23 protein-coding genes are annotated in these 25,466 nt (G+C 67.0%); 10 read left to right on the top strand and 13 right to left on the bottom strand.

What is annotated here, in order from left to right; all coding sequences use genetic code 11:
* The first annotated feature begins 37 nt into the window (after nt 1-37).
* On the top strand, nt 38-430 hold the full coding sequence (locus ACSLGO_RS02880; protein WP_193313200.1) for a hypothetical protein: 393 nt from the start codon (nt 38-40) through the stop codon (nt 428-430).
* A gap of 19 nt (nt 431-449) precedes the next feature.
* Here ACSLGO_RS02880 and ACSLGO_RS02875 read toward each other — a convergent pair whose 3' ends face one another.
* From ACSLGO_RS02875 to ACSLGO_RS02865, 3 genes are all read right to left on the bottom strand, one after another.
* Nucleotides 450-857: a hypothetical protein gene (locus tag ACSLGO_RS02875; protein ID WP_091600925.1), complete on the bottom strand. Its 408-nt coding sequence runs from the start codon at nt 855-857 to the stop codon at nt 450-452.
* A 189-nt stretch (nt 858-1,046) separates the two neighbouring features.
* A complete protein-coding gene (locus ACSLGO_RS02870) occupies nt 1,047-3,617 on the bottom strand; it encodes a S1 family peptidase (protein ID WP_436399858.1) in 2,571 nt (856 codons plus the stop codon).
* Nucleotides 3,618-3,778: 161 nt separating this feature from the next.
* Complete coding sequence (locus ACSLGO_RS02865) at nt 3,779-4,348, bottom strand: CGNR zinc finger domain-containing protein (RefSeq protein WP_091600929.1); 570 nt, start codon at nt 4,346-4,348, stop codon at nt 3,779-3,781.
* A gap of 101 nt (nt 4,349-4,449) precedes the next feature.
* Between ACSLGO_RS02865 and ACSLGO_RS02860 the strand changes: the two genes are divergently transcribed.
* Nucleotides 4,450-5,511, top strand: coding sequence for an EamA family transporter (locus tag ACSLGO_RS02860; protein ID WP_436399857.1), 1,062 nt, complete (start codon nt 4,450-4,452; stop codon nt 5,509-5,511).
* A gap of 97 nt (nt 5,512-5,608) precedes the next feature.
* Nucleotides 5,609-6,538, top strand: a complete 930-nt coding sequence (locus tag ACSLGO_RS02855; protein ID WP_436399855.1) for a cytochrome b/b6 domain-containing protein — start codon at nt 5,609-5,611, stop codon at nt 6,536-6,538.
* Between the two features lie 22 nt (nt 6,539-6,560).
* Here the strand turns inward: ACSLGO_RS02855 and ACSLGO_RS02850 are convergent, their stop codons facing one another.
* Nucleotides 6,561-8,105, bottom strand: coding sequence for a long-chain-fatty-acid--CoA ligase (locus ACSLGO_RS02850; RefSeq protein ID WP_377955053.1), 1,545 nt, complete (start codon nt 8,103-8,105; stop codon nt 6,561-6,563).
* A gap of 189 nt (nt 8,106-8,294) precedes the next feature.
* On the opposite strand from ACSLGO_RS02850, the gene ACSLGO_RS02845 reads away from it, so the two are divergent.
* Nucleotides 8,295-9,008, top strand: coding sequence for a ScbR family autoregulator-binding transcription factor (locus ACSLGO_RS02845; protein ID WP_255300425.1), 714 nt, complete (start codon nt 8,295-8,297; stop codon nt 9,006-9,008).
* 245 nt (nt 9,009-9,253) lie between these two features.
* On the opposite strand, the gene ACSLGO_RS02840 is transcribed toward ACSLGO_RS02845, so the two are convergent.
* From ACSLGO_RS02840 to ACSLGO_RS02830, 3 genes are all read right to left on the bottom strand, one after another.
* Nucleotides 9,254-10,474: an MFS transporter gene (locus ACSLGO_RS02840; RefSeq protein WP_255300426.1), complete on the bottom strand. Its 1,221-nt coding sequence runs from the start codon at nt 10,472-10,474 to the stop codon at nt 9,254-9,256.
* The gene (locus tag ACSLGO_RS02835) at nt 10,471-11,046 is read right to left on the bottom strand and encodes a TetR/AcrR family transcriptional regulator (protein ID WP_091600937.1); all 576 of its coding nucleotides are present in this window, start codon (nt 11,044-11,046) and stop codon (nt 10,471-10,473) included. Before ACSLGO_RS02835 ends, ACSLGO_RS02840 begins: the two co-directional genes overlap by 4 nt.
* A 142-nt stretch (nt 11,047-11,188) precedes the next feature.
* On the bottom strand, nt 11,189-12,070 hold the full coding sequence (locus tag ACSLGO_RS02830; protein WP_325786212.1) for a manganese catalase family protein: 882 nt from the start codon (nt 12,068-12,070) through the stop codon (nt 11,189-11,191).
* A 178-nt stretch (nt 12,071-12,248) separates the two neighbouring features.
* Here ACSLGO_RS02830 and ACSLGO_RS02825 point away from each other — a divergent pair, with 178 nt between their 5' ends.
* On the top strand, nt 12,249-13,142 hold the full coding sequence (locus tag ACSLGO_RS02825; protein ID WP_436399853.1) for a glycosyltransferase: 894 nt from the start codon (nt 12,249-12,251) through the stop codon (nt 13,140-13,142).
* Between the two features lie 34 nt (nt 13,143-13,176).
* Here ACSLGO_RS02825 and ACSLGO_RS02820 read toward each other — a convergent pair whose 3' ends face one another.
* Genes ACSLGO_RS02820 through ACSLGO_RS02805 form a run of 4 tightly spaced genes read right to left on the bottom strand, consistent with a single transcriptional unit; the run spans nt 13,177 to nt 17,268 of the window.
* Nucleotides 13,177-14,040, bottom strand: coding sequence for a glycosyltransferase family 2 protein (locus ACSLGO_RS02820; RefSeq protein ID WP_436399851.1), 864 nt, complete (start codon nt 14,038-14,040; stop codon nt 13,177-13,179).
* The gene (locus tag ACSLGO_RS02815; RefSeq protein WP_433122582.1) at nt 14,037-15,092 is read right to left on the bottom strand and encodes a glycosyltransferase; all 1,056 of its coding nucleotides are present in this window, start codon (nt 15,090-15,092) and stop codon (nt 14,037-14,039) included. Before ACSLGO_RS02815 ends, ACSLGO_RS02820 begins: the two co-directional genes overlap by 4 nt.
* On the bottom strand, nt 15,089-16,156 hold the full coding sequence (locus ACSLGO_RS02810) for a glycosyltransferase (protein WP_091600945.1): 1,068 nt from the start codon (nt 16,154-16,156) through the stop codon (nt 15,089-15,091). Before ACSLGO_RS02810 ends, ACSLGO_RS02815 begins: the two co-directional genes overlap by 4 nt.
* Entirely contained in the window at nt 16,153-17,268 is a 1,116-nt protein-coding gene (locus ACSLGO_RS02805) for a glycosyltransferase (RefSeq protein WP_152274059.1), read from the bottom strand. Before ACSLGO_RS02805 ends, ACSLGO_RS02810 begins: the two co-directional genes overlap by 4 nt.
* Before the next feature lie 125 nt (nt 17,269-17,393).
* Between ACSLGO_RS02805 and ACSLGO_RS02800 the strand changes: the two genes are divergently transcribed.
* On the top strand, nt 17,394-17,873 hold the full coding sequence (locus ACSLGO_RS02800) for a CinA family protein (protein ID WP_436399849.1): 480 nt from the start codon (nt 17,394-17,396) through the stop codon (nt 17,871-17,873).
* Between the two features lie 52 nt (nt 17,874-17,925).
* On the opposite strand, the gene ACSLGO_RS02795 is transcribed toward ACSLGO_RS02800, so the two are convergent.
* Both ACSLGO_RS02795 and ACSLGO_RS02790 read right to left on the bottom strand, forming a co-directional pair.
* On the bottom strand, nt 17,926-19,575 hold the full coding sequence (locus tag ACSLGO_RS02795) for a RecQ family ATP-dependent DNA helicase (RefSeq protein WP_433122579.1): 1,650 nt from the start codon (nt 19,573-19,575) through the stop codon (nt 17,926-17,928).
* A 72-nt stretch (nt 19,576-19,647) separates the two neighbouring features.
* Nucleotides 19,648-20,532 carry a dihydrodipicolinate synthase family protein gene (locus ACSLGO_RS02790; protein WP_436399847.1) on the bottom strand — a complete coding sequence of 295 codons (885 nt, stop codon included), beginning with the start codon at nt 20,530-20,532 and terminating at the stop codon, nt 19,648-19,650.
* A gap of 62 nt (nt 20,533-20,594) precedes the next feature.
* Here ACSLGO_RS02790 and ACSLGO_RS02785 point away from each other — a divergent pair, with 62 nt between their 5' ends.
* The 4 genes from ACSLGO_RS02785 (at nt 20,595) to ACSLGO_RS02770 (ending at nt 25,456) form a co-directional block, all read left to right on the top strand.
* Nucleotides 20,595-21,662, top strand: a complete 1,068-nt coding sequence (locus ACSLGO_RS02785) for a serine hydrolase domain-containing protein (RefSeq protein ID WP_436399845.1) — start codon at nt 20,595-20,597, stop codon at nt 21,660-21,662.
* A gap of 123 nt (nt 21,663-21,785) precedes the next feature.
* Nucleotides 21,786-23,291 carry a SulP family inorganic anion transporter gene (locus tag ACSLGO_RS02780; RefSeq protein WP_436399844.1) on the top strand — a complete coding sequence of 502 codons (1,506 nt, stop codon included), beginning with the start codon at nt 21,786-21,788 and terminating at the stop codon, nt 23,289-23,291.
* 108 nt (nt 23,292-23,399) lie between these two features.
* Nucleotides 23,400-24,284: an amidohydrolase family protein gene (locus ACSLGO_RS02775; protein ID WP_277664980.1), complete on the top strand. Its 885-nt coding sequence runs from the start codon at nt 23,400-23,402 to the stop codon at nt 24,282-24,284.
* A complete protein-coding gene (locus ACSLGO_RS02770) occupies nt 24,281-25,456 on the top strand; it encodes an acyl-CoA dehydrogenase family protein (RefSeq protein WP_436399842.1) in 1,176 nt (391 codons plus the stop codon). The genes ACSLGO_RS02775 and ACSLGO_RS02770 overlap by 4 nt, the downstream gene beginning before the upstream one ends.
* The last annotated feature ends 10 nt before the right edge of the window (nt 25,457-25,466 follow it).

Raw genomic sequence — 25,466 nt, 5'->3', positions numbered from 1 at the left:
AGAAGACCGCCCAGCCGACAACGCAGGAGGACACATAGTGGCGAAGAGCCAGCCCGGCGGGACGCAGAAACGGAACTCCGTGAAGGCCCCGCTGGTTTTCTCCGCAGTCCTGGCCGTCATCGCCGGTATTTTCACCATGATCTTCGCCACCGGCGGAGCCACCAAGGACCTGCGCTTCGACCTCGGCCTCACGGCCGCCGGGATCGCCTTCATCGCCTCCCTGCTGATTTCCTCGCTGCTCCTGATGACCGAAAAGCCGAATCCGGACCACCTCAGTGAAGGGTCCGGGGTTAACCGCAGCTCGGCCAAAATCCCCGGTGGAGCGGGCAGCGTCGGGGCGCCGGCCCCGCGCAGTGGGAAGGCCTCGGCTGAAAACGGCGGTCCCGCAGGGTCGGATCCGAACGACACCCAGGACGAGAGCGGCCACTAGGCCGGCCCGCGCCTGCGCATCAGCGTTTCCGGCCCTTCCCCGGCTGGTTTCTCTTAGCCATCGCGCCAGCGCCGGCCCCCGCCACCTGACCGGCCGGCGGGGATGCCGGTCCGTCCAGCAACTGGTCAAGGCCAGCCTCCTCCGCCGTGTCCAGCAGGGAGGCAGGCGCCTGTACCCCTTCCGGCTCTTCCGGGTGACGGCTTGCGCGGCGGTGCAGCAGCAGGGCCCCAACGGCCGCGGCCGCTGCCACCACACTGGCCAGGGCTGCCAGGGCGTTAAGGTACAGCCACAGGAACATCAGTACCGGAGGTACTGACGAGGGCAGCTGCAGCAGGCCAAGGGCTGAGAGAAGCCAGAAAAAAGCACAGATTCCCAGGACGCTCCATGCAGTCCGGGCGGGCAGGGCAGAAAGCAGCTTTTGCTCCATCAGTGGCTCCAGGAAGCTGGGGGTGCCGTACTGCTCGACCCGGCAAGTCTAGTTTTCCCCCGCAGCCCGCCGGACCCCCTCCGCCCCAAAAGCGCCGTGCTGAAGCCAATCTTTTGACCGGTCCTGCCCAGACGAAGATCGGGCGCTCCGGGGGGACTGCACGATGTGCAGCCCCCCCGAAGGCACTACCTACCGGGCAGCCACTGCCGCCCCGCGGGTGCGCCGGCGGCTGAGGCCAATGCCGGCGGCGCCGCCGGCCAGCAGGACTCCGGCGGCGGAAAGCAATGCCGTCAGCGATCCTCCGTCAGCACCGGTAGCGGCCAGTCCGCCCGGAGTCCGGGTAACAGCCGCGGCCTGGAGCGCCGTCACCGCGAAGGTGGCGGAGGCAGGGGCCGAGCCCACGCCGTCGAGCTCCTGGACGGCCGTGACGGTGAACTCCCCGGGTGCCCAGCTTCCGGCCTCAACGCTCCAGGTCCCGTCCTCGGCGACCATGGCGGTGAGTGTCGCCGAGCCCGTCTCCACTGTCAGCGCTGCCCCGGCAACTCCGGTCCCGGAGATAGTCCTCGGCGCGGAAGCCTCAGTGAAGACTTCCCCGTCGCGGAGCGAGGTAATGGCCGGCGCGGGGTGCAGCACCGTGAAGGCTGCGGCTGCGGCGGCAGACCGGGTCTTTCCGGCAACGCCGTCCTGCGTGGCGGCCAGCGTGTAGTTGCCGGGCGTCAGCGCTTCGTCCAGGGTGGCGGAAAAAGAGCCGGAGCTGTCGGCGGTGGCCGTGACCGTTCCGGCCGCTGCCAGAGCCCGGGCGCCGGCGTCTTCACGTTCCTGGGCATCGCCAAGCTGAATCTCCACCGTTGCGCCGGGCTCGGCGAGCCCCTGGACCGCAGTGAGCGCGCCAACGGCTGCGGACCCATCCGCAGGTGAGAGCAGTACCGGAGCGTCCAGCGCAGAATGCGCGGTGACGAGGTTGTAGACAGTGGTTGCCGACTTGTTGAACCCGCTCACTGCACTCACGCTGAAGCGGGTGGTTTCACCGTCCTGGACAGTCCGGGGAACCAGCATGGACCAGCTGCCGTCCGCTCCCACCGGAATCTCGCCGCCAACTCCGGCCACGCTGACCCGCACCACGGAGCCCGCCGGAGCCGTTCCGGAAAGCAGCTGGTCGGTGTACACCGTGTCACCGTCTTTCACGTTCAGTGCGGGCGCCTCCAGGAACACAGCGATCGAGTAGCCGGGCACGTAGGCCAGGGCGGTTGCCAGGTCCGCAGCTCCAACCGCGTCGATCGCTCCGTCATCGTCGGTGTCAAAGCCGGCGCTGACCAGCCCGACGGCGGTGCTGCCGCTGATTACCGGTCCGCCGGAGTCGCCGGGGGCACCCTGGAAGTCCGAGATGAATCCGGTCACCGCGCGGATATCCGCCGGGTCGGTTCCGTTGTTGTGGCCAGGGACGGCGAAGATGGCCAGTTCCTCGACCGTGCCGCAGACCCAGCCGGTTGTTAGCCCGGAGCGGCACACCGGAGAACCGACGACGGGCGTGCCCACTCCGGTGATCCGGGTGGTTGTTTCGGATAGATCGTCACCGGCCCATTCGGTCACCTCCGGGCGCAGCTCGAGGTCCGGGTTGATTGAGCCGATGACGGCCACGTCGGTGCCGAAGGTGGCCGGGTCCGGGTTGTCCGGATTGACCGTGGCGTTTCCCGGACCGCCGAAGACCGAAGCGCCGAAGGTTCCCAGGGCCGTAGTGACCGCATCTTCCTGGGTTTGCGGTGCCAGCAGCGTGTTGTGAATCGTTCCGTCGAGCGTGCAGTGGCCCGCGGTAATGACGGCAGGGTTTCCCGAGGGATCCCAGCCGTTGAAGCCGATGGAGCATGCCGCATACCCGCCCCCGGCATCGCCGAGGAAGCCCTGCCCGCCGAATACCTCTTGGGCCAGCGGGGTTCCGGCGCCGGCAGCGTCCTGGATAGCCACGTTCGTGAAGCCCTCCGCGTAGTCGGCCGGGGACGGCGCAGACGCGGTGGCTCTACGGGCATTGTCCTGCACCCGGGACACTTCCGGATCGGCAACCCTGATAGTGAATCCGTCAGCACCCAGCCCGATGGACTGCAGTCCCTGGACACCGAAGGCGGAGATGTAGTCACGGGCGAGTTCGGTCAGGTCAGTTGCCGTGCGCCGGGGCTGGTCGTCATCACTCACCATCGCACTTTCCGCCGGAGCGGGGGCCGGTTCCTTTGATACTACTGCCGCAACCGGTTTCCGGGCCGGGTCCTCGGCTGCTGCATCGTCCGCCGCCGGGTCTTCCGTCGCCGGGTCCTCTGTTTCCGGGGTGGCAGGCGCAGGAGCCGGCGCGTCCGCACCGTCGTCACCGGCAGGAGGAGCCAGGAGGCGCGCTCCCAGGGCCTCAGCCTGTGCCTGCAGTGCGGCACCGGTGCCGTAAACCAGGATTTCGCCGTCCCGAAGTTCGAGTCCGGAGAAGCCTTCCGTTGCTCGGAGCGCCGGCAGGGCTGCGGCCGCGCGGCTGCCTGCCTCTCCCGCCGCCTGGAATTCCTCCTCGGTGAGGCCCAGATCCCGCAGCAGTGCTTCCGCCAGTCCCGGAGGAAGCTCAGCAGAATAGGCGGCGGCCGGCTGGTCCGGCACGGCGTCGGCGCTGACGCCCGAACCGGGTGCGGCCTGGGCGGGCACTCCGACCAGAAAGCCTCCCGCAGCCAGCGCAGCGGCAGCTGCCATGGCCCGTACCGGTGCGGGTGTATCCCGCGTTGCTCTTTTCATGTTCTTGAACCCCCATCAGGCGCTGGCCAGCCGCAAATGAGCCGGGCACGCCGCAGGGGCTTTGTGGACCGGAGCTTCGAGACTGGAAGGTGAACCCGTCATCGGAGATGACCGGTCTGCCGGAGGGTAACGGGCAGAGTCCGTGAGGACAATTCGAAAGGCTACTTGTTTTGCTCTCCAAGTACCTGCGCCGACGATGCGAGACGGCGCCGGTACGCCCGCACGTGCTGCCGGTTGCCGCAGTTTCCGGTGTCGCAGTAGCGGCGTGACCGGTTGCGGGACAGATCGACGACGGCGTTGCTGCAGTCCGGTGCCGCGCAGGTCCGCAGCCGGGCCAGTTCACCGGCCCGGACGACGTCGGCCAGTGCCATTGCCGCCTCAGTAGCCATCCGGTCAGCCAGCTCGGCCTCCGGTGGAGTGCAATGCAGGTGCCAGTCCCAGCCGTCATGCCGGACAAGCTGGGGGAGTGCGCTCGCCGTGAAGAGGAGGCGGTTGATTCCATCCACCAGGTCTTCCTCGCCGGCGGTCCACAACTCGGTGAGTTCGGCCCTCAGCCGGAGAACCGCTTCCAGCTCCGGGGGCGTGTGGGTGCGGGATCCGGAGAACCGTTCCTGGGCCAGGAAACGGGTCAGCCCGGCGTCGTCTGCCAGCGGATCAGGGTCCTGGGAGCCGGTGTTGACCAGTGCCGCAGCAGTGGACAGCGCCATTTCCGTGTCATAAGTGAAAACCATCTTGACTCCTGACATGCGCGACTTTAGTGTCACTAGCATAGGCCCTTATAGCTCGTGACATGCCAGCCGGGAGCGGGCCCCATCCCCTGGAAAGGTCCTCCATGGCAAAACCCATCTCCCTGCGGGCTTCCGGGACGGCGCACGTGGGTAGCGCCGGTGCTTCGGGTCTGCTGATCGCACTGCTCTCATCTTCGGTCTTCGGCCTCTCGGGTTCCTTCGCCAAATCCCTCATGGAACAGGGCTGGACGCCCGCAACGGCCGTGGCCGTCCGGATGGGCGGAGCGGCGGCAGTACTGCTTATTCCCGCCCTGATCGCGCTGCACGGGCGCTGGTTCCAGGTGAGGCAGAACTGGAAAACCATCGGGCTCTTCGGGCTGGTGGGTGTGGCCGGCTGCCAGTTCTTCTACTTCAACGCCGTGGAACGGCTCTCCGTGGGCGTGGCCCTGCTGCTGGAGTTCCTGGCACCGGTGCTGATGGTGCTGTGGATCTGGCTGCGGACCCGCCGCCGCCCGGGCGCGGCCACCATTGCCGGTGCCGCTGCCGCGGTCGTCGGTCTGGTCCTGGTGCTGGACCTTGGCGGCGACCTGCGAGTGGATCCTCTCGGCATCATGTGGGGCCTGGCCGCGGCCGTGTGCCTCGCCATGTACTTCTTCATCACCGCCAAGCAGAATGACACCCTTCCTCCGCTCGTGCTCACCACGGGCGGGCTGCTGGTTGGTGCGGCGACCATGGCCCTGCTGGGCCTCACCGGCCTCCTGCCCGTCGGCTTCAGCACCAGCGACGTCGAACTGGCCGGCTGGGTCACGCGGTGGTGGGTGCCGCTGGTGGGCCTGGTGCTCCTCTCCACCGTCCTGGCCTATGTCACCGGCATCATCGCCGCACGGGCGCTCGGCCCGCGAGTGGCATCCTTTATTTCCCTGACCGAGGTCCTGTTCGCCGTGCTCTGGGCCTGGCTCCTGCTCGCGGAACTGCCCCGCACCGTGCAGCTGGCAGGCGGTGCCCTGATTGTCACAGGCCTTGTGCTGGTGCGCCTGGACCGGAAAACCGACCTGCCGGACGTGTCCGGTGAGGCGGTTCCGGCCGAGGACCCTGAACCGGTTGACACCATGCGGCACGACCAGCCGCTGAATCAGGGTAGGCTCACCGGCAGAGACAGGCACTAGGACAAAACGGGAGCGCCACAACGATGTACCCTTCCACTTCGCATCTTCGCGGAAGATCCTGCCTGGCCGGCCGCAGTGCGGCCGCGGGGGCAGGGGCATGAGCCCCACAGCCGTCAAACCGACGGCGCGCTCCCGCTGGACGCGGCTGATCTGGCTGATTCCGGCGTCGATCGCCGCACTTGCCCTGGTGGTGCTGGCCGCCCGGTGGCTGCGCGAAACCTCCGGCGGCCAGGAGTTCCTCAACATGTACCCCGGGCATACGGACCTGCCGGAGGGTGCTCCGGTCGGCCTGCCCGCATGGGTGGGATGGCAGCACTTCCTGAACTCGCTGCTCCTGCTGCTGATTGTCCGGTCCGGGTGGATGATCCGTACCCGGCAGCGGCCGGTGGGGTCGTGGACCCGCAACAATAAAGGGCTCATCCGCACCAAGAACCAGCCCAAGAGGATCAGCCTGGACCTGTGGTTCCACCTGAGCCTGGACGTACTCTGGGTGCTCAACGGCCTGGTCTTCTACATCCTGCTTTTCGCAACCGGACAGTGGATGCGGCTGGTTCCCACCAGCTGGGGCGTTTTCCCGAACGCCGCCTCCACGGCCCTGCAGTATGCCTCGCTGGACTGGCCCACTGAAAACGGCTGGGTGAACTACAACAGCCTGCAGGTCCTCTCCTACTTCTCCATCGTCTTCATCGCTGCTCCGCTGGCCATCCTCACGGGCCTGCGGATGTCCCCATCATGGCCCGCCCAGGCGAAGCGCCTCAACAAGGCGTTCCCGATCCAAGCAGCCAGGGCACTCCACTTCCCGGTGATGGTCTGCTTCGTGCTGTTCATCGTCGTCCACGTGACCCTGGTCCTGGCCACCGGCGCGCTGCGAAACCTGAACCATATGTACGCTGCCTCGGACGGCACAGGCTGGACTGGATTCTGGTTCTTCGCGGCGTCGCTGGTGGTGATGGTGGCAGCGTGGGTTGCCGCCCGCCCGCTGTTCCTGCGGCCGGTCGCCGCCCTGACCGGCAAGGTGTCCCGGTAGGGAGCCCCGCCGGCCGGGCGGGCTAGGCCTCTGCGGCCGTGGCCGGAACGCCGGACTGCTCATCGCGGATCTGGCGCTTGAGGATCTTGCCGGTGGGCCCCTTGGGCAGCTCGTCGGTAAAGATCACCCGGCGCGGATACTTGTAGGCGGCGAGCCGGTCCTTGGCGAACTGCTGGATCTCCTCGGCCAGGGCCTGCCGCTGCTCATTCCCGGCGGGTGCGGCGTCGGGTTTCAGGCCGATGACGGCGGCAACTTCCTCGCCGTTGAGCTCATCCGGTACACCGATAACGGCAGCCTCCGAAACAGCCGGGTGTTCGTACAGCACTTCTTCGACCTCCCGCGGGTACACGTTGTAGCCGCCGCGCAGGATCATGTCCTTCTTGCGGTCCACGATGTAGATGTTTCCCTCGTCGTCGAAGCGGGCCAGGTCTCCGGTACGGAACCAGCCGTCCGGGATGGCTGCTTCGGTCGCCTCCGGGTTGTTCCAGTACCCCTTCATCACCCCTAGTCCGCGGACTGACAGCTCCCCGATCTCACCGGTCGGCACGTCGCGGCCCTCGCCGTCGAGCATCCGTACTTCCATGCCGGAGACGGGCTTGCCGATCGAGCCGGGTCTCCGGCCTCCGCCGGGCAGATTGAAGGACACGATCGGGGAGGTTTCGGACAGGCCGTAGCCTTCGAGGAGGTCGATGCCGAAAACCTCCTCGAACTCCCGCAGGACTTCCAATGGCATGGGTGCTCCGCCGGTGATCGCACCGCGCAGCGAGGAGGTGTCTGTCTCCGCGAGCTTCGGGTGGCGCAGCATGGCGATGTACATGGCCGGAACGCCCTGGAAGATCGTCACTCCGTCCCGTTCAATAATCGCCAGTGCTTCACCAGGGTCAAACCTGGCCAGCAGGCTGATCATGGCGCCGGTCAGCACCGCTGCATTCAGCGCCGAAGTCTGTCCGAAGACGTGGAAGAACGGCAGGCCGCCAAAGATCACGTCATTCTCGTTCGTGTCCAGGAGGTTCCGTGCCACCTCGGCGTTGCTGCGGAGGTTGTCATGGGTGAGCGCGGCGCCCTTGGGCCGGCCGGTGGTTCCGGAGGTGTAAAGGATGACGGCGACGTCGTCCCCGTCCACTTCCGCAACCGAATCATCCGCCTCGCTGTCCGCAAGCAGCTGCCGGAAACTGCCGGTGTTGACGGGAATGACGTCGACGCCGCCGGCTTCCTGGGCGCCGGCCGTGGCTTCCGGAAGCATCAGTTCGAACGCAAACAGCAGTCCGGCGCCCGAATCCTTCAGGGTGTGGGCCACCTCGCGGCCTTTCAGCAGCGGGTTCATGGGCACCACCACTGCCCCATACCGCAGCACCCCGTAGTACACGGAAGCCATGGGTGGAATATTCGGCATCATGAGTGCCACGCGGTCCCCCCGCTGCACGCCGCGGGCGCGGAGCAGTCCCGCGACTTGGGCGCTCATCGCATTCAGCATCGAGTAGCTGATGACCGTGTCATTGATCCGCAGGGCGGGGCGGTCGGGCATTCGTCCAGCGGTTTCGGTCAGGATTCCGGCGAGGTTGGGCATGGACGATCTCCTTTGATCGGGCCCGGGGGCGAGCCGTAGTGCTGCGAGGCTACCAATCTGCCGGCGCCGGGGGAATGCCCAAGCCCGGAAGCGCGCGGCAAGACGGCGGCACTCCCGAGGGGGTCCTGGCCCGCAGTATGCTCAACCGGGGCCGGCGAACCACCGTAACCCTTTTCCATCTCGATTAATTTGCATCTAACTTGGAGGTGGGGGCAGTGCCGAGCGAAGGACCTAACCATCAAAGAACTGCAGGACAGGGCGAAAGCCACACGTGATGCCATCCTGGCCGGAGCAGCATCGGTTTTCGAAGAGCTGGGCTATGGCCGGGCCTCCCTCAGTCAAGTGGCGGAACGGGCCGGGGTCACCAAAGGTGCCCTCTACTTCCACTTCCCGTCCAAGGAGGACCTGGCCAGGGCCGTCATTGCCGAACAGCACGGGTACGTTTCGGCGGACAACTCCGCCGTGCTGCAGCTGGGGTTGCCACCCCTTGAATCGATGGTTGTGCTGTGCCGGAGGTTTGCCGAGAACCTGCTCCAGGCACCTATCGTCAGGGCCGGAACCCGGCTGACCCTCGAAGCCTCGATTTTCCATGAGGATGTCCGCCAGCCATACGACGACTGGATTGAGGTGATGGCGCGCCTTGCGTGCCAGGCGCAGGAGCAGGGCCAGATCCGCGCGGAAGTGGACGCCCCGGCCTTCGGCCGCCTGGTCGTGTCCGCGCTGGTTGGCGTGCAGATTACATCCGCGGTGCTGACGGCCCGTTCGGACCTGTTGGAGCGGGTGGAGCAAATGTGGACACTGATGCTTCCCGGCGTCGTGGTTCCGGCCCTCGCTGGCAGTATTGGTGAGCTTGCCCGGTATACCCCGGAGGGTGGCCAGCAGCTGCCGGATTCGAAGGTGTAGCGGCCCGGACGTCAAAAACCGGTCAACCGTCTTGTTTTAATCGCGCTGAGCATTTAGGCTCTGGGCTGTGGGGGGTACTGGGAGAATAACCGGGGGCCTTTGCCTGCCTTGCCCGGCCCCGCTGTGTGGACGCAGCGGTGTGGCGGATGAGGGCGGGATGAGTACCGGCTCCCTGGTTTCGCAGTAGGGGAGGGCGGGTGGAGGCTTGTGCCGCCACCCGCCTGTGCTGTCTCCAGGCATGGAGCCTAGGGGGAGGCCCCCGCCCGCTTGGCGAGCACCGGTGAAGCAGCGAGCACCGCGAGTCCCGCAAGCGGAATAACAAGCAGTCCCGCGCGAAGCCCTGCGGTGTCCGCCACTGCACCCACGACGGGCGGTGAAATCAGGAATCCGAGCCGCATCAGCCAGCTCACCACCGTCAGGCCGGTGCCGGGACGCAGCCCGGGAAGGTTGTCTGCGCTTTGCATGGCCGCGGGAACCAGGGTGGCAACCCCCAGCCCTGCAGCCGCGAAGCCGATGATGGTACCCGGCACGGAAGGAAAGGCCAGGGCGAGTCCCATCCCTGCTGCGGCGACGGCGCCGCCTGCCTGGGCTACCGCGCGCTGGCCGAAACGGTCCACCAGCCGGTCGCCCATGAGCCGTCCGGCAAACTGGGCGCCCACCAGGGCGACGAAGCCGAGTCCGGCAACGGTGGTCGAGGCCTCAAGTCCGTTGACCAGGTAGAGGGCAGCCCAGGAACTGCCGGCATCCTCTACCAGCGTGCCGGCCATGGCAATGAGCACCAGTGCGGCCAGGATGCCGTAGCGCAACAGGTGCGGCCTGAAGGCAGCGGGCTGACCGGTGGTGGTTGCGGCGGCGCCGGGGCCGGGCTCTTCCGGCTCGGGCCCGGGCAACAGGAACGGGTAGCAGGCTCCTGCCAGGACGGAGAAAAGGGCGCCTGATACCGCCAGGTGGACGGCCAGGGGGACGTTCCAGGCGGCCGCGGCGGTTCCCATGAGCCCGCCCAGCACCGCTCCAATGCTCCAGACGGCATGGAACGAATTGATGATCGACCGCCTGTAAAGCCGCTGTACCCGCAGTCCATGGGAGTTCTGCGCAACGTCGGTTATGGCGTCCATGGCGCCCGCCGTAAACAGTCCCGCCGCGAGCAGCCCCCAGGACGGGGAAGTTCCCGCGAGAAAGATCCCGGCACTGGTCAGGACCATGCCTGCGACTGCCACCCGTGAGGACCTGAATCGGCGGATCAGCACGCCGGCCGTGAGCCCGGCCAGCAGCGCGCCGAGCGGGAAGGCTGCCACGGCCAGACCGAACTGGGTGTTGGCCAGACCCAGATGGTCCACGATTGCGGGGTAGCGGGGCACCAGGTTTGCAAAGACGGCACCGTTGGTCAGGAAGAGGACTGCCACGGCGGCCCGGGCCCGCCGGGCCTGGACGGTGGGGGTCACCTTCGAGGGTGCGAGGGTATTCACTGAGGTGTCACGACTCTCTGAAGTGCTTCACGGACAAGGTTTCGGGGCAGGGGCTCGAGTGACAGCGCACTGTGCATGGAAAGCCCTTCAATCATGGCGTCGAGCATGACGGTGGTTTGCTCGTCGAAATGCCGTCCCAGAGCGGCGCGGCTGCGTGCCATCCAGCGGTCGGTGATCCGGCGCAGTTCCGGGCGCCGGGCCGCCATGAGGTAGAGCTCATAGGACGGGAACAATGTTCCGGGGCTGCCGAGCATGCCGAGGATGTAGCCGCTGATAACGTCCAGCGCCTCGTCGGGGGAGGCGGCGGCACCGAGGTCCTGTGCGTACTGCGCCGCCGTCCGTTCGGCGAGCCGGGTGAAGGCTGCTGCCAGCAGGTCATCCAGCGACGCGAAGTGGTAGGTCACTGAGCCGACGGGCACGTCCGCTGCTGCGGCGATCTTCCGGTGTGTGGTTCCGGCAACGCCGTGCCGGGCAATAACGTCCAGCGTGGTGTCGATCAGACGGTCCCTGCGATCCGGATCGAATCGGCGGGTGGCGGTTCCCGTTGTGATGCTGCCGTCGCTGTGCGTCATGGGCCGTCCTCTGCATGATCTGAAAGGTGCAGGCCATCGGGCCATGGTTATGTACAAATGTACATAACCATGCCATGTGCAGAATGGCAAGGAAAAAGGCAGGCGCCGAAGCTTCCTGCCTTCGTCCCGTCCGCTGCGGAGCTTACTCTTTCTTCAGTTTGTCCTGCACGGAGCCGGCGATCTTCTCCACCGTGTTCGGCAGTTCAGTGGTCCCGTAGTACCGCGAATCCGGGTGGGTGGGCGGAGGCATCGGGGCCGACGTCGTGGGTCCATCGTGGTACGTAAACTCACCCTTGCCGTCGGGCGTGGGGCCGGAGGCCCACGATCCCTCTGCGGCGGCGGCGCCATCGGAGAAGTTCAGGTACTGGTAGGAGACGGACCTTTCCTCCTTCTTGAGCGGGAAGTTGCTCGGCACCGGCAGGCTTTCGGCTCCCTCCTCCTGCAGCTCGCGCGCAGCTGCCAGCCACTGGTTTTGATGCATGGTGTCCCGCGCCAGCAGGAAGGACAGCAGGTCCCGGACGCCGGCGTCGTCAGTCATGTGATAGAGCCTGGCAACCTGCACCCTGCCCTGCATCTCAGCGTTGGCATTGGCCGTGAAGTCGGCCAGCAGGTTCCCGCTGGCCGTGATGTAGCTGCCCTGCCAGGGGTTTCCGTTGCTGTCTACGGGGCGGGCACCGGCACCCGCAACGATGGCCTGCTGCATGTCCGTGCCGCCGATGACCGCGGCAATCGCCGGATCTGACTGGACGGCATCTTCCGTGATTCCCAGCGGCGCCTTTTCCAGGAGCTGGGCGATCATGGTGGCGAGCATTTCAACGTGGCCGAATTCTTCTGCTCCGATCCCGAAGAGCAGGTCCCGGTACTTACCGGGGATGTGGCTGTTCCAAGCCTGGAAGCTGTACTGCATGGCCACCGTGATTTCGCCGTACTGGCCGCCCAGGACCTCCTGGAGCTTCCGGGCGTACACGGCGTCGGGCTGGTCCGGGGTTGCTTTGAACTGCAGTTCCTGTTTGTGAAAAAACATTCTGCCCTCTCTAAGCCGATCGGACGATACGCCGTCTCCGCCTGGCCGAGCCGGGCGGGGTGGCGAACCCTTGAGCCTCAAAAAGTAGCGAGAATCCCCAGCCTGTGTGAAGTGCTAAGCAAACTTATCTTTTTGTTCTATGATCCTGCGCATGAGGGACCAAGACAGAAAGCACGCTTTGCCAGGGGAGGCTCGCGCAACCTACATCCTTCCCCTGAAGCGCGGGTCCGCCGGCAGTCTTGCGGACCTTCCGGAGTATTTGGCGCGGGTAGCCGAATGGGCGAAAGTCCTGGTGGTGGACGGGTCTGTGCCGGAGGTATTCGCTGCCCACTCGGCGGAGTTTCCTGTCTGCGTGGGGCACGTGGCACCCACTCACGCCTGCCTGAACGGAAAGGTTGCCGGCGTCCTGACGGGACTCGAACTGGCGCGGACAGAGTTTTGTGTCATAGCCGATGACGACGTCCGCTACACCGAGCCTGTATTCCGGCGGATGCTGGCCCTGCTGCTGACAGCGGATGTGGTCCGGCCGCAGAACTACTTCGAACCACTGCCGTGGCATGCCCGCTGGGACACTGCGCGCACCCTCCTGAACCGGGCACTGGGCGCGGACTACCCCGGCACCCTGGGCGTGCGCAGGTCCGTGCTGCTGAGGGCAGGCGGCTACTGCGGCGACGTTTTGTTCGAAAACCTTGAACTGATCCGCACGGTCCGGGCCGCCGGGGGCACGGAAGTGCGGGCCTCGGACCTCTTCGTGGCCCGCCGTCCGTGCAGTGCACGGCATTTCCTGACCCAGCGGGTGCGCCAGGCCTATGACGGTTTCGCGCAGCCGCTAAGGCTGGCTTCTGAACTGGCGCTGCTGCCCGTACTGGCGGCTGGAACCAGATGGTTCTGGTCCCTGCCCGTTATTGCCGCCGCCGCTGCCGCCGGCGTTGCGGACATAGGGCGGAGGCGCAGACGCGGCACGGAAGTGTTCCCGGCGTCGTCCGCCGTGTGGGCTCCCATCTGGCTGCTGGAGCGTTCCGTTACTGTTTGGGCTGCCCTGTGGCACCGCCTGACCGGTGGAGTTCCCTAGGCGGGCACACGGATCAGCAAAGCCGGCCATTCACTCAGGGAACTGCGGCGGACGGTTCCCGGGGCCCGGTGATACCGTCGGCCAGCTCGCAGCGTTCGGCGCCCGTCCCGCCGCGGATAAGTCCGCGCTCCCGAAACGCTGTCAGCCAGCCGCCCATGGGCCAGGCTCCCCACCGTTCGTAGAAGAGGTTGGCGTTGCGGACAATGTCTGCCACATGCTGCACCGGCGGATCTTCCGTGGGATGCCACTGGTGGTAGGCGCGTGCGGCGCCCACCCAGGCGAGGCCGACGCCGCTGTGCCGGGCGAAGCGGGCAAAGTCGGTGTCCTCCCCGCCGTAGCCGGTGTAGTCCTCGCAGAAGCCGCCGATCCGCTGCCAGGTTTCAGCAGTCACGGCGAAGGACAGGGACCAGAACAGGTCCGGGTTTTCATCGGGAACCACTTCTCCCGGTTCCGGCGCTGGCCGGGCCGGATGGGGGTTGTCCAGCCGGGCCAGTCCGGAGAGGTCATATCCGCCCGTTCCCGGAGGATCCAGATAGGTCACCGGCCCGCAGAGCAGCCGGCCGGCGCCCGCAGGGTCCCTTGCCGCCTGCTCGTAGCCGGAGAGGAGGTCCGGAGCCGGCAGGCAGTCCACGTCCAGGAAGACCAGCAGTTCTGCCCCGCGTTCCAGGGCGGTTCCGGCCCCCAGGTTCCGGGCCCGCGCCAGCGGCAGGTTTCCACCGGCCGAATCCACGCGAAGGACAGTTCCGGGCACATCCGGATGAGGCGCGGCAATCTCCGGATCATCCATCGCTACCACCACATAGTCTCCAGGCCGGAGGGTTGAAGCACGCAGGGCCTGCTGCTGGCCGGCAAGGTGCGCATGCCGGCCGTGCGCCAGCGTTATGACGGCGGTTTTCATGCCCCGGCTCCGGACCGTGCGGCTGCGGCGGACGGTAAGCCTCCGCGAAGCCCGCGGCCAGCGGGAAGCGCGGTTATCCCAGCTGTTTGGGCGATGACCCGGGCGGCCCGTTCAGCACCTTCGCCGTCGTTCCACACAGTCCACTTCCGTCCGTCGAGCCGGGCGGCGGCTTCCAGTACGGCGGCCCAGTCCTGGCGGGCGAACCCGGAGGAAACAATCACCGGAACGTCCATTCCCGCCAGCGCCTCGGCGGTGGTGGCCTGCTCCCGGTAGGGGCGGTCCTGCGGTACTACTACCGCCGGCACTCCGACGGCGGCAACATCCGCCAGGGCACCCTGGCCGGCATGGGTAACCACGAGGTCCGCCGCGGCCAGGTATGGCAGCGGATCAACCGTGCGGTTCCCTGCCGTCGTGCCGAGCGGCAGCCATTCCACGCCGGGCGTCTGGCTCCGGGCATCGTTCAGTGCGGCGTCGTCCATTCCGCCACCTCCTGAGCCGCCGAGTACCAGGACACGGGAAACCGGACCCGGAGCCCGTCCTTCGCGGACCGGGATTCCCGAAATCGCCCCCACCGCCTGGACCGGCACATCCTCGTCCGTGTGCAGCATCTTCGGTGCTTCGGGCGGCCAGGCGGCGATCAGCGCATCGGAGACGCCGAAGCCGATGGTGTGCGGGCGGTCAGTCCGTACCCCCGGAAGGGCGACGGTGACTACCGGAACGCCGTGCAGCCGTGCCAGGAGTGCCGCTTCCACGGACACGTCAGCCACGATCACGGCCGGATCGGTGTCCTGGATCCAGGCGGACAGCTGTGCCATTCGCGCCCGCATGCCGGGATCCCGGGCAGGGACCCAGTGGAGGAAACCGTTGGCATCAACGCTGCGCGGTGCCGCGGAGGTGTCATCCGGCTCCAGCTGTACCCATCCGCCCTGCCAGCCTGCGGGCCGGGGGAGCGTGGACAGCCCGGTAACGCTGCCCGCTGGCAGGAACGCGGCAATCGCCTGGGCCCGGCGGAGGTGGCCCATGCCGTGGTGATGGATGTAATACCCGATCATGCGGCGGCCTTTAGGGTGCTGGCCTCCTGTAGCAGGGTTTCGTACTCAGCCACCATCCGTTCGTGCGAACAGAAAGCCTCTGCCCGGACGCGGGCTTCGCTGCGGTCCAGCAGGCAGGCCGCCTGGAGGGCACCGGCCAGGCCGGTGACGTCGTCGGGCTCCGCCAGCCGCCCGCAGCGTTCGGTGAGGATTTCCGGAAGGGCGCCGCGGCGGAAGGCGGCAACCGGCGTGCCGGAGGCCAGGGCCTCGGCGGCCACCAGTCCGTAGGGTTCATCCCAGCGGGGCGTGACCAGCGCGGCACGCGCGTGCCCGACGGCGGCGCGCAGCCGCACGTGGTCCAGGTGCCCCAGATAGCGGATGTCCTCAGTGAGCAGTGGTTCGATTTCGGTCCGGAAGTACGCGCGGTCATAGATAGGGCCGGCAAGGTCCAGCGGGATTCCCGCGGCGCGGGCCGCGCGGATCGCCAGGTGAGTGCCCTTCTCCGGCACGATCCGGCCAAACCAGATGGCCGGCCCGCCGCCCGGTCCGGGCTGCCAGGATCCAGTATCCACGCCGTTGCGGATGGCAGTGCTCTGAACCAGGGGTGCCCAGGCGTCCCGGGTATGTGCGCTGACGGCAATGAACCGCGTGAGCTCTCCCCGCACCTGAATGGCAGACTCGAGCCAGCCCACCGGGGGAGTGTGCAGGGTGGTGATGAGGGGAATCCGCAGCATCCGGGACATGGCCACGGGCAGGTGGTGGATGCTGGTGTTCAGGACGGCGTCGTATTTCCGGTCCCCGTGTTCGGCGAGGTCCAGCATCAGGGAAAGGTAGGCATGGTGTTCGCCCATCCATTGCTCGGGCAGGGCACCGACGTCGTTCCTTGCCGCTTCGCTCGACTCGAACACGGGCACGTCCAGGAACTCGACGCCCAGGTTGGGGTCCGATCCTTCGGCCGCGAAGAGCGTGATCTGGTGGCCGCGGGCGGTGAGGGCGGAGACCAGGGCATGGGTGTGGGCTTCCAGCCCACCGGCGAAGGGTTCGGCGATGGGGAACCGTGAGGGGCCAATGATGCAGAGCCTCATTGGAGCACTCCGGTGCGTTCCAGGAGCCGGGAGTAGATCCTTGCATGCGCTGCAGCGACGTCATCGCGCTGGCCGGCCCGGTCTGCCGGAGCAAGGGGTGCAGGCGGCCCTGCACTGCGGGCCGCGCGGACCGCGGCCTTCAGGGATTCGGCATCCAGGCCGGCTTCGTTGTGGGTGTAGCCGAACACCGGACCCTGGTCCGCATAGAAGCCGCAGTCCGGTGCGGCGACGGCCGTGCCCAGATCCCGGCAGGCCTCCAGCCAGCCCGAATGGGTGCCGAAGCGGTAAGGCAGGACAGAGAGGTCAAGGCCGGCCAGGTATTCCCACAGCTGGTCATCCGGCAGGAAGTCATGAACGCGCAGGTCCAGGCCCCCGGCTGCTGCCTCCTCGTCGAGGAACGCTGCCAATCCGGCGTCGTACCGTGCGCCGCCGGGCTGGAGCACGTCGCAGTGTCCGTTGACCTGGACCACCATGTTGCCGTCCTCCCGCGCCACGTCGAGAAGCGTCCGGATAACAGGCAGCGGTTCCATGCTGGCGCGGAGGCTCTTGACGTGGACACCAACCCGGTAGGGACCTCCATGGGTCCGCGGCCGGCGGGCATAGTCCGCCATGGTGTCCAGCTCGACGACGTGGGGGTGGGGGATGACTTCGGCCTTCCGGTCCCAGCGGCGCTCGATTTCGGCTGCCGCGCCCTCTGTGAGGGTGATCAGGGCGTCTGCGCCGGGGATGAGCACATCCAGGTGTGCGTTGTGCGCCGCGGGGGACTCATGGTGGGGATTGCGCAGGTCGTGGACGGTGTAGATCAGCGGCTTGCCGTGCCGGCGAAGGGCGGTGACGGCTTCCTGCAGCGAGGACGGTTCCTGCGCATCAAAACCGAAGTGGATGTGGAACACGTCGAATGAGTCGTGGTTCGCATCGATCCAGCCGGAGTTCAGCATGACCGGGGGCCACCACTTGCCAGTCGCGGGGTTGTCCGGGGAGTCGGGGTCCGGATCAGGCAGGCGGTGGACGTCCGGCAGCCCGGGGAGGCTTCCCTGCACCGGACCAAGATGGTGGATGTAGACGTGTCCTGCCGGAACACTGGCGACCCGAATACGGTTTGGTGGCAGCAACCTGGGACCCCTTTTGGTTATGGCGGACGCCCGTGGATGGGGGCGCTGCCGTGCGAGTGGTTTAAATAGTAAGTACCGTTAGTAATCAATAGCACAAGAACGCTGAAAGGTGGCAAGGACCCCAAATGGATGCAGTGAAAGACGCTCTGGAGGAACTGCCGCAGCGTATTGCGGACGAAGTTGAACGTGCCGGCATCACCGTGGGGCTCGCTGAGTCCCTGACCTGCGGAAACCTCACCGGAGCCTTGGGGAAGGGCGGCAACAGCGGCGAATGGCTCAGCGGGGGAATCGTTGCCTACCAGACGGAAATCAAGCAGGCCGTGCTGGGGGTCGGCGAGGGGCCCGTGGTGAGTGCGCGTTGCGCCGAGGAGATGGCTGCGGGAGCCGCCAAGCTCTTCAACTCAGACCTGGCGATTTCCACCACGGGTGCCGGCGGCCCCGGCCCGCTGGAGGGCCAGCCGGCGGGAACCGTGTTCATTGGCTGGAGCCTGTTCGGGGAAGCAGGCTCGGCCCGGTACTCATTCGACGGCGAGCCGGCGGAAGTCCTGGAGAAAACCGAGGCCGCGGCGCTGCGGAAGCTGTACGAGCTGGCGCAGAAGGCCTGACCGCAGCCGCCGGGTGGGGCAGCCCGGCCTCCGCTGCCGCCGGGCCGGCCGCTTAGGCCGGCTCCAACAGCCCTTTCTCCAGCACCAGCTCCACGGAGAGAGTCTTGTAGCCCTCGGACTCGAAGAGCACGGTCACAGTCTCATCCTCATAGCTCATGACCGTTCCCGGTCCCCATTCAGCGTGGACGACGCCGGACTGCAGGGGGAATGGCTGCGGTGTCTCGGATTCCCCGGGCCCCAGCTCTTCGCCGTCGGCTTCCGCGCGCTCGCAGTTGTCGCAGTAACCGCACATGTCCGGGGCGTCTTCACCGAAGTAGTTAAGCAGGAGCCGACGGCGGCATTCGCTGGTTTCGGCGTACTGCCGCATCATCTCCAGCCGGGATTCCTCGATGTTCTGGCGCTGTTCGGAGAACTCCACGGCAGACTTGACCGCGGTCTTGGCGCCGACCCCGTCCCGTGCCAGGTAGCCGTCCTCGGAGACGGTGACTGAACCGGACTGTTCGAGTAGTCCCAGCAGTGACGCGAAGCGGCGCGGATTCAGGTCCAGTTCGTCGCGCAGCTCTGCCGCGGACACCGGCTCGCTGCGTTTCTTGACCGCCCGAAACAACCTCACGAGGGCTTCTTCATCCGGTGCCTTCGCTGCAAAGAACCGGCGGATGCCCAGGTCTTCGGCACGGTAGTGCAGGAAGATCTCGGTGGGTTCGCCGTCGCGTCCCCCGCGGCCTATCTCCTGGTAGTAGCTGTCGATTGAATCGGGTATGTCCGCATGTACGACGAACCGCACGTTGGGCTTGTCGATGCCCATGCCGAACGCGGTGGTTGCCACCACGATGTCCAGTTCATCCGACAGGAACTGCTCGTGGATGCGGTGCCGGTCCTCGTGGCTGCGGCCCGCGTGGTACGCGTTGGCCCTCAGCCCCGCCTCCTGGAGTGCCTCGGCGTATTCCTCGGTCTCCTTGCGGGTGGCCACGTACACGAGTCCCGGGAACTCCAGCGTCCCGGCCTGCTCCAGCACGGCACGGCGCTTGTCTTCGGCATCCTCGTAGCGCGCGGCGGCCAAGTGCAGGTTGGGCCGGTCGAACCCCAGCGAGATTTCCTGCGGGCTGCTCATGCCCAGCTGTTCGCCGATCTCCGCCCGCACCGGCGGTGCTGCCGTGGCAGTCAGGGCAACCACCGGCTTCCCGAGTGCGCGCACCAGCTGGTCCAGCTGCAGGTAATCCGGCCGGAAGTCATGTCCCCAGGCGGAAACGCAGTGCGCCTCATCGATCACTACCAGGGATACCTTGAGGCCCCGCAGCTGATCCAGTACTTCCTCCCGTGCCACCTGCTCCGGCCCCAGGAACAGGAACTTCGCCTTCTCGGGGCCCTCAGTGCGGGAGGCCGCGGCCCATGCCTCGTCCCAGTAACCCTGCGGCTGGGCTGAGTTGAGCACGTAGGCGCGGGTTGCTCCGGTGGCCTCATTGATCCCGTCCGCCTGGTCGCGCTGCAGCGCAATCAGGGGAGAGATGACGACGGCGGTGCCCTCCAGGGCCATTGCGGGCACCTGGTAAACGGCTGACTTTCCGGCGCCGGTGGGCATCACGCAGATGACGTCCCGTCCGTTGACGGCTGCTTCCATCGCCTCGAGCTGGCCGGGCCGGAAGTCCTCCCAGCCAAAGACCTCCGAGGCGGTGCGCTGCAGGTCGGCGCGGGACGGTGACATGGGCATTCCTCCTGGGAATTAAGCGGATTATCAGCTTACTGATTAACCCGCTTCCCTGTCGCATCGGGAGGACTACGCCAGGGCGAGCTCCTCGACGACGCCGGCAACCCGGCGCCGGTCCACGGCGTCCAGGCCCCGGACAGGCAGCGGAAGACAGGACTGCGGCACCAAACCCAGGTGCTCGGCAACGGCGGCGATAACCCGTACGCTGCCGTGCTCGGCGAAGAGCTCCCAGAGCGGTGAGAGGCGGGTTGACTCCGCTGCGGCGTCGTTTGGGCGGTTCTCGGCAACAGCGCGCGTGATCCGGACGGCGGGCTCCGGCAGCGTGCCGGCCACCGCGGAATACCAGGCATCGCATCCCGCACTCAGCCCGTGCGCCGCTGCGGCGTCGCCGGAAATCCCAAGAGTCACGCTCTCCGGGATCACGGCCCGGACTTCGTCGACCCGGGCGCGGGCCGCCGCCGCGGAAACCGGAGGAATCTTGATGGATGCTATGCCCGGCAGCTCGGCGATGCGTCCGTAGAGTTCCGTGCTGAACGTGAAATGCGTCGTGCCCGGGTTGTCGTACACGATGACGGGCACATCCGTTGCGCCGGTGACATCACTGAACAGGCCGAACACGTCGTCGTCGGTCAGTGCCTGATAGCTCACCGGAGCGAGCAGGATGCCGGCAGCGCCGGCGTCTTCCGCACAACGGACATTCGCCAGCACATCTGAGGTCCGTAGTGCGCCCACCCCCACAATCAGCGGTTTCGAGCCGGCGTTGGCGGCAGCCAGCCGCACCACGCGCCGTCGCTCGTCCGGGCTCAGGTAGGCGTAGGAGCCGGTGGATCCCAGTACCGCGATTGAATCGACCTCCGACTCCGCCAGCCGGTTCACGAGAGCGGAGAAGGAAGCCTCATCCACGGCGTCATTCCGCAGCGGAGTCAGGGGAAAAGCGCTCAGGCCGGTAAACAAAATACGTATTCCTTCCGGTGCCGGCAGCGGTGCGGCGTTCCGCTGCGCATTAGTATTCGGTTATGTTCGCAGACATCGGCGCCGAATCCGTGGACCGGATCCTTTCCGGCGCCGCCTCCCGCCAGGAGTTCTCCGGAACCATCCAGCTATCCCGCGGTGGCAGGATCCTCCACGAGGGGGCCTACGGCGTGGCTTCCCGGCGCTGGAACGTGCCGGCCGCGCTGGACACCCGGTTCGACGTCGCTTCCATCACCAAGCTCTTCACCTCCGTCGCCGTGCTGCAGCAGGTGGACGCCGGCACCCTGGCGCTCGATGCGGGCATTGGCGGGTTCGTTGAGCTGGAGGGCACCCGGATAGACCCGGGGATCACCATCGGCCAGCTCCTGACCCATACCTCCGGCATCGGGGACGACGCCGACGAGGAAGCCGGCGAATCCTATGAGGACCTGTGGACCGACAAGCCCACCTATTCGGTCACCCGGACAGCGGATTTCCTGCCGCAGTTCGTGCACAAGGAACCAAACTTCGCCCCCGGCACCGGCTGCCGCTACTGCAACTGCGGCTACATCCTCGCCGGGCTGGCGCTGGAAGCAGTGAGCGGCAGGAGCTACCGGGACTACGTGCGGGAACACGTGTTCGCCGCGGCGGGCATGGAGAATTCAGGGTTCTTCTCCATGCGCGACGCCGTCCCGAATGTCGCGGAGGGCTGGGACCCGGTCCGCGATGAGGCCGGGACGGTGGTCTCCTGGCGGCAGAACATCTTCAGCTACCCGCCGGTCGGCTCGCCGGATGGCGGTGCCCACGCGACCGCGGGGGACCTGATCCGGTTCCTGGACGCCGTCCGGGACGGAAAACTGCTGTCCACCGGATCCACGGCAGCGTTCCTCGCGCCGCAGGTCAAGCACTCGGACCTGGACTCCGGTGAGCTGCACTACGGCCTGGGGCTTGAGTTCCGGCTCGGCCCCACGGGCGAGGTCCGCTCGCTGTACAAGGACGGGATCAATGCCGGGGCCAGTGCGTTCCTGGGCTATTACCCCGGTGCGGACGTGACCCTGGCCCTGCTGTCCAACTCCGAAGACGGGGCGTGGGGGCCGCTCCGGGAGATCACGTCCCTTCTGGAAGCGGGCTGAGGTCGGGGACCCGCACTGCTGCGGGACCATCCGGCACGGCGGTAACCTTGAACCGGATCCGAAGAGCGGCCCCGGCAATCCGCCCCGGCCGCCGGATTTCCCCGTACCCGAAATGGAACCGCCTTGTCCCTTCCTGCCCCGGTTTCCGTACCGGACGCCCCCGCCGCACGGCAGACCGTGCTGGGCACCCTGCGCTCGCCGCGCCTGCTGAAGACCGAAGTGCTGGCGGGTCTCGTCGTCGCACTGGCACTCATCCCGGAGGCGATCGCCTTCTCGGTGATCGCCGGGGTCGATCCGCGGATGGGCCTGTTTGCGTCCTTCACCATGGCTGTAACCATTGCCTTCGTCGGCGGCCGGCCGGCCATGATCTCCGCGGCGACCGGGGCCGTCGCCCTAGTGATCGCGCCCGTGGTGGCGAAGTACGGCGTCGACTATCTGGTGCCAACGGTGATCCTGGCCGGAGTCCTGCAGATCCTGTTGGCCTTGGCAGGCGTGGCGAAGCTGATGCGCTTCATTCCGCGTTCGGTGATGGTCGGATTTGTGAACGCGCTGGCCATCCTGGTGTTTTCCTCCCAGCTGCCGGAACTCCTTGGCGTGCCGTGGCTGGTGTACCCGGTTGTCGCCGTCGGCCTCCTCATTGTGTTCCTGCTTCCGCGGCTAACGACGGCGGTGCCCGCCCCGTTGGTGGCGATTGTGCTCCTGACCATCGCGGCGGTGGCCGCGGGCTGGGGCATTCCCACGGTGGGGGACAAGGGTGCGCTGCCGGACAGCCTGCCGTCGCTGCTTTTCCCGGACGTGCCGCTGAACCTTGAAACCCTCGAACGGATCCTTCCCTACGCCGTGGCGATGGCCTTTGTGGGGCTGCTCGAATCCCTGCTGACCGCCAAGCTGGTGGATGACATCACCGACACCCGTTCTTCCAAACCCCGTGAAGCCGCCGGGCAGGGCATCGCCAACATAGTCACCGGGTTCTTCGGCGGCATGGGCGGCTGCGCCGTAGTGGGCCAGACCATGATGAACGTTAAGGCCTCCGGGGCGCGTACCCGGATCTCCACGTTCCTGGCCGGGGTTTTCCTGCTGATCCTGGTGGTGGTGCTGGGCGACGTCGTGGCACTGATCCCCATGGCCGCACTGGTGGCCGTGATGATCTTCGTCGCGTACGCCGCCTTCGACTGGCACAGCATCCGCCCGTCCACGCTGCGCCGGATGCCTAAATCGGAGACCGCCGTCATGCTGATCACCGTGCTGGCAACGGTCATCACGCACAACCTGGCGATCGGCGTCGGGGCCGGAGTGCTGGCAGCCATGGTGCTCTTCGCCCGGCGGGTGGCCCACTTCGTGACCGTGCAGCGCACCCTGGCGGACGACGGCGGCGCGGTCACCTACCTGGTGCACGGCGAGCTGTTCTTCGCCTCCTCCAATGACCTCTATACGCAGTTCGAGTACGCCGCGGATCCCTCGAGCGTGGTGATCGACCTGGGCGGCTCGCACGTCTGGGATGCTTCGACGGTGGCGGCGCTGGATTCGATTACCGAGAAGTACCGGTCCCGCGGGAAAACCGTGCAGATCACCGGACTGAACCGGGCGTCAGCCGACATCCGGGAGAAGCTGACGGGGAACCTGCCGTAGCGGGTGCCCGCACCCTCTCGGCGGGAAAGAAAACCGTTGACTTTCTCAACTATTCTCGACAGGATGAGGTAACTCCGCTGGTCAGCTACAACAGGAAGTACCCCACCCATGGTTTACACACTCGGCCTCGACGTCGCGGCCCTGGATGCCATTGACACCCACGTCCACATTGAAGTGGACGATCACGGGCACAACGCACTGCCGCAGCCGCTGGTGGACGCGGCATCCAAGCACTTCAAGACCGACGGGCCCCGCCCCGGCCTGGACGAGATCGCCGCGTACTACCGTGAGCGGAAAACCGCGGCCGTCGTCTTCACCGTCGACGCTTCCAAGGCCCTGGGCCACCCGCCGAACTCCAGCGAGGACATCGCCGAAGGTGCGGCCCGCAACAACGACGTCCTGATTCCCTTCGGCTCGGTGGACCCCACGTCCGGCGCGGACGCACTGGCCCGCGCCAAGGTCCTGGCCGGCGACTACGGGGTGCGTGGATTCAAGTTCCATCCCACCGTGCAGAACTTCGACCCCAGCGACCGCACGTTCTACCCGCTCTGGTCCCTGATCCAGGACCTGGGTGTGCCCGCGCTGTTCCACACCGGCCAGACCGGCATTGGCTCCGGGCTCCCGGGCGGATTCGGCCTCAAACTGGGCCTGTCCAACCCGATGCTGCTCGACGCCGTTGCCGCGGACTTCCCGGACCTGCAGATCATCATGGCCCATCCCTCCGTCCCCTGGCAGGACGAAGCCATCGCGGTGGCCACGCACAAGGCCAACGTGTGGATCGACCTCTCCGGCTGGTCTCCCAAGTACTTCCCGGCGAACCTGGTGCGGCACGCCAACTCGCTGCTGCAGGACAAGGTCCTGTTCGGATCGGACTACCCGCTGATCACCCCCGACAGGTGGCGGCGTGACTTCGATGCCCTGGAGATGAAGGACGAAGTCCGGCCCAAGATCCTGAAGGAGAACGCCGTCCGGCTGCTCGGGCTGGGATCATGAGCGGGCTCTATCCGGCAGACCGGTACGGGTACTCGGAGCTGCTGAGCGGCCCCGAACAGGAGGCCCTGACCAAACTGCGTGCCGTCCTGGACGAGCAGGTTACGCCGCTGCTGGCTGACTACTGGGAGGCCGGCGAGTTCCCGGAGCAGATCCGCCAGCCCCTGGTGGACCTGAACCTGATGGCCCCCGACGGCGCCACCAACAGCCAGGGCCGCACCTCCGGACTCTACGGCGGGTTCCGGAACTTTGAGCTGGCCCGCACGGACGCTTCGGTGGCCACGTATTACAACGCCCAGTCCGGCCTGTTCCGCTCCACCGTCCTGCACGGCGGCAGTGCCGAACAGGCCGCAGAGCTGGACCCTAAGATCCGGTCCTTCGAGTACACCGGCGTCTTTGCGCTCACCGAACCGGAGCACGGATCGGATATCGCCGGCGGGCTGGCCACCTCCGCCCGCCGCGACGGAGACGGCTGGATCATCAACGGCGCCAAGCGCTGGATCGGCGGGGCCGGAACTGCCGATGTGCTGGCGGTCTTCGTGCGGGATGAGGCCGACGGGCAGGTCAAGGCGTTCCTGGTGCCGCGGCAGGAGGAGGGTGTCACGCTCACCAAGATCCTGCGCAAGACCTCCCTGCGGATGATGCAGAACTTCGATATTGATTTCCGCGGCGTCCGGGTCCCGGACTCGGCCCGGCTGGCAAACATCAACTCGTTCAAGGACGTGGCTGCCCTGATGCGCCGGCTGCGCTCCGACGTCGCCTGGATCGCCACCGGGATGCAGGCCGGCGCTTACGAGGCGGCCGTCCGGTACACCCTGGAGCGGGAACAGTTCGGCAAACCGCTGGCCTCCTTCCAGCTCACGCAGCAGAAACTGGCCACCATGCTGGCCAACCTCACCGCGTCCCTGGGAATGGTGGTGCGGCTGACCCAGCGGCAGGAGGAAGGCATCTTCCGCGACGAGGACTCGGCCATGGCCAAGATGTTCACCTGCACGTCGCTGCGGGAGACCGTTGCCCTGGCCCGGGAAGTGGTGGGCGGCAACGGCATCACGCTGGACACCGGCGTCGCGCGTTTCCATGCCGATGCGGAGGCCGTCTATTCCTACGAGGGCACCCACGACATCAACGCCCTGATTCTGGGCCGCTCCATCGCGGGTGTGGGCGCCTTCCGCTGACAGGTCTTGA

Source organism: Arthrobacter sp. IK3, assembly GCF_051337705.1.
In the GTDB taxonomy this organism is placed as follows: Bacteria; Actinomycetota; Actinomycetes; order Actinomycetales; family Micrococcaceae; genus Arthrobacter_B; species Arthrobacter_B koreensis.
This window is presented reverse-complemented; position numbering and strand designations above follow the sequence as displayed.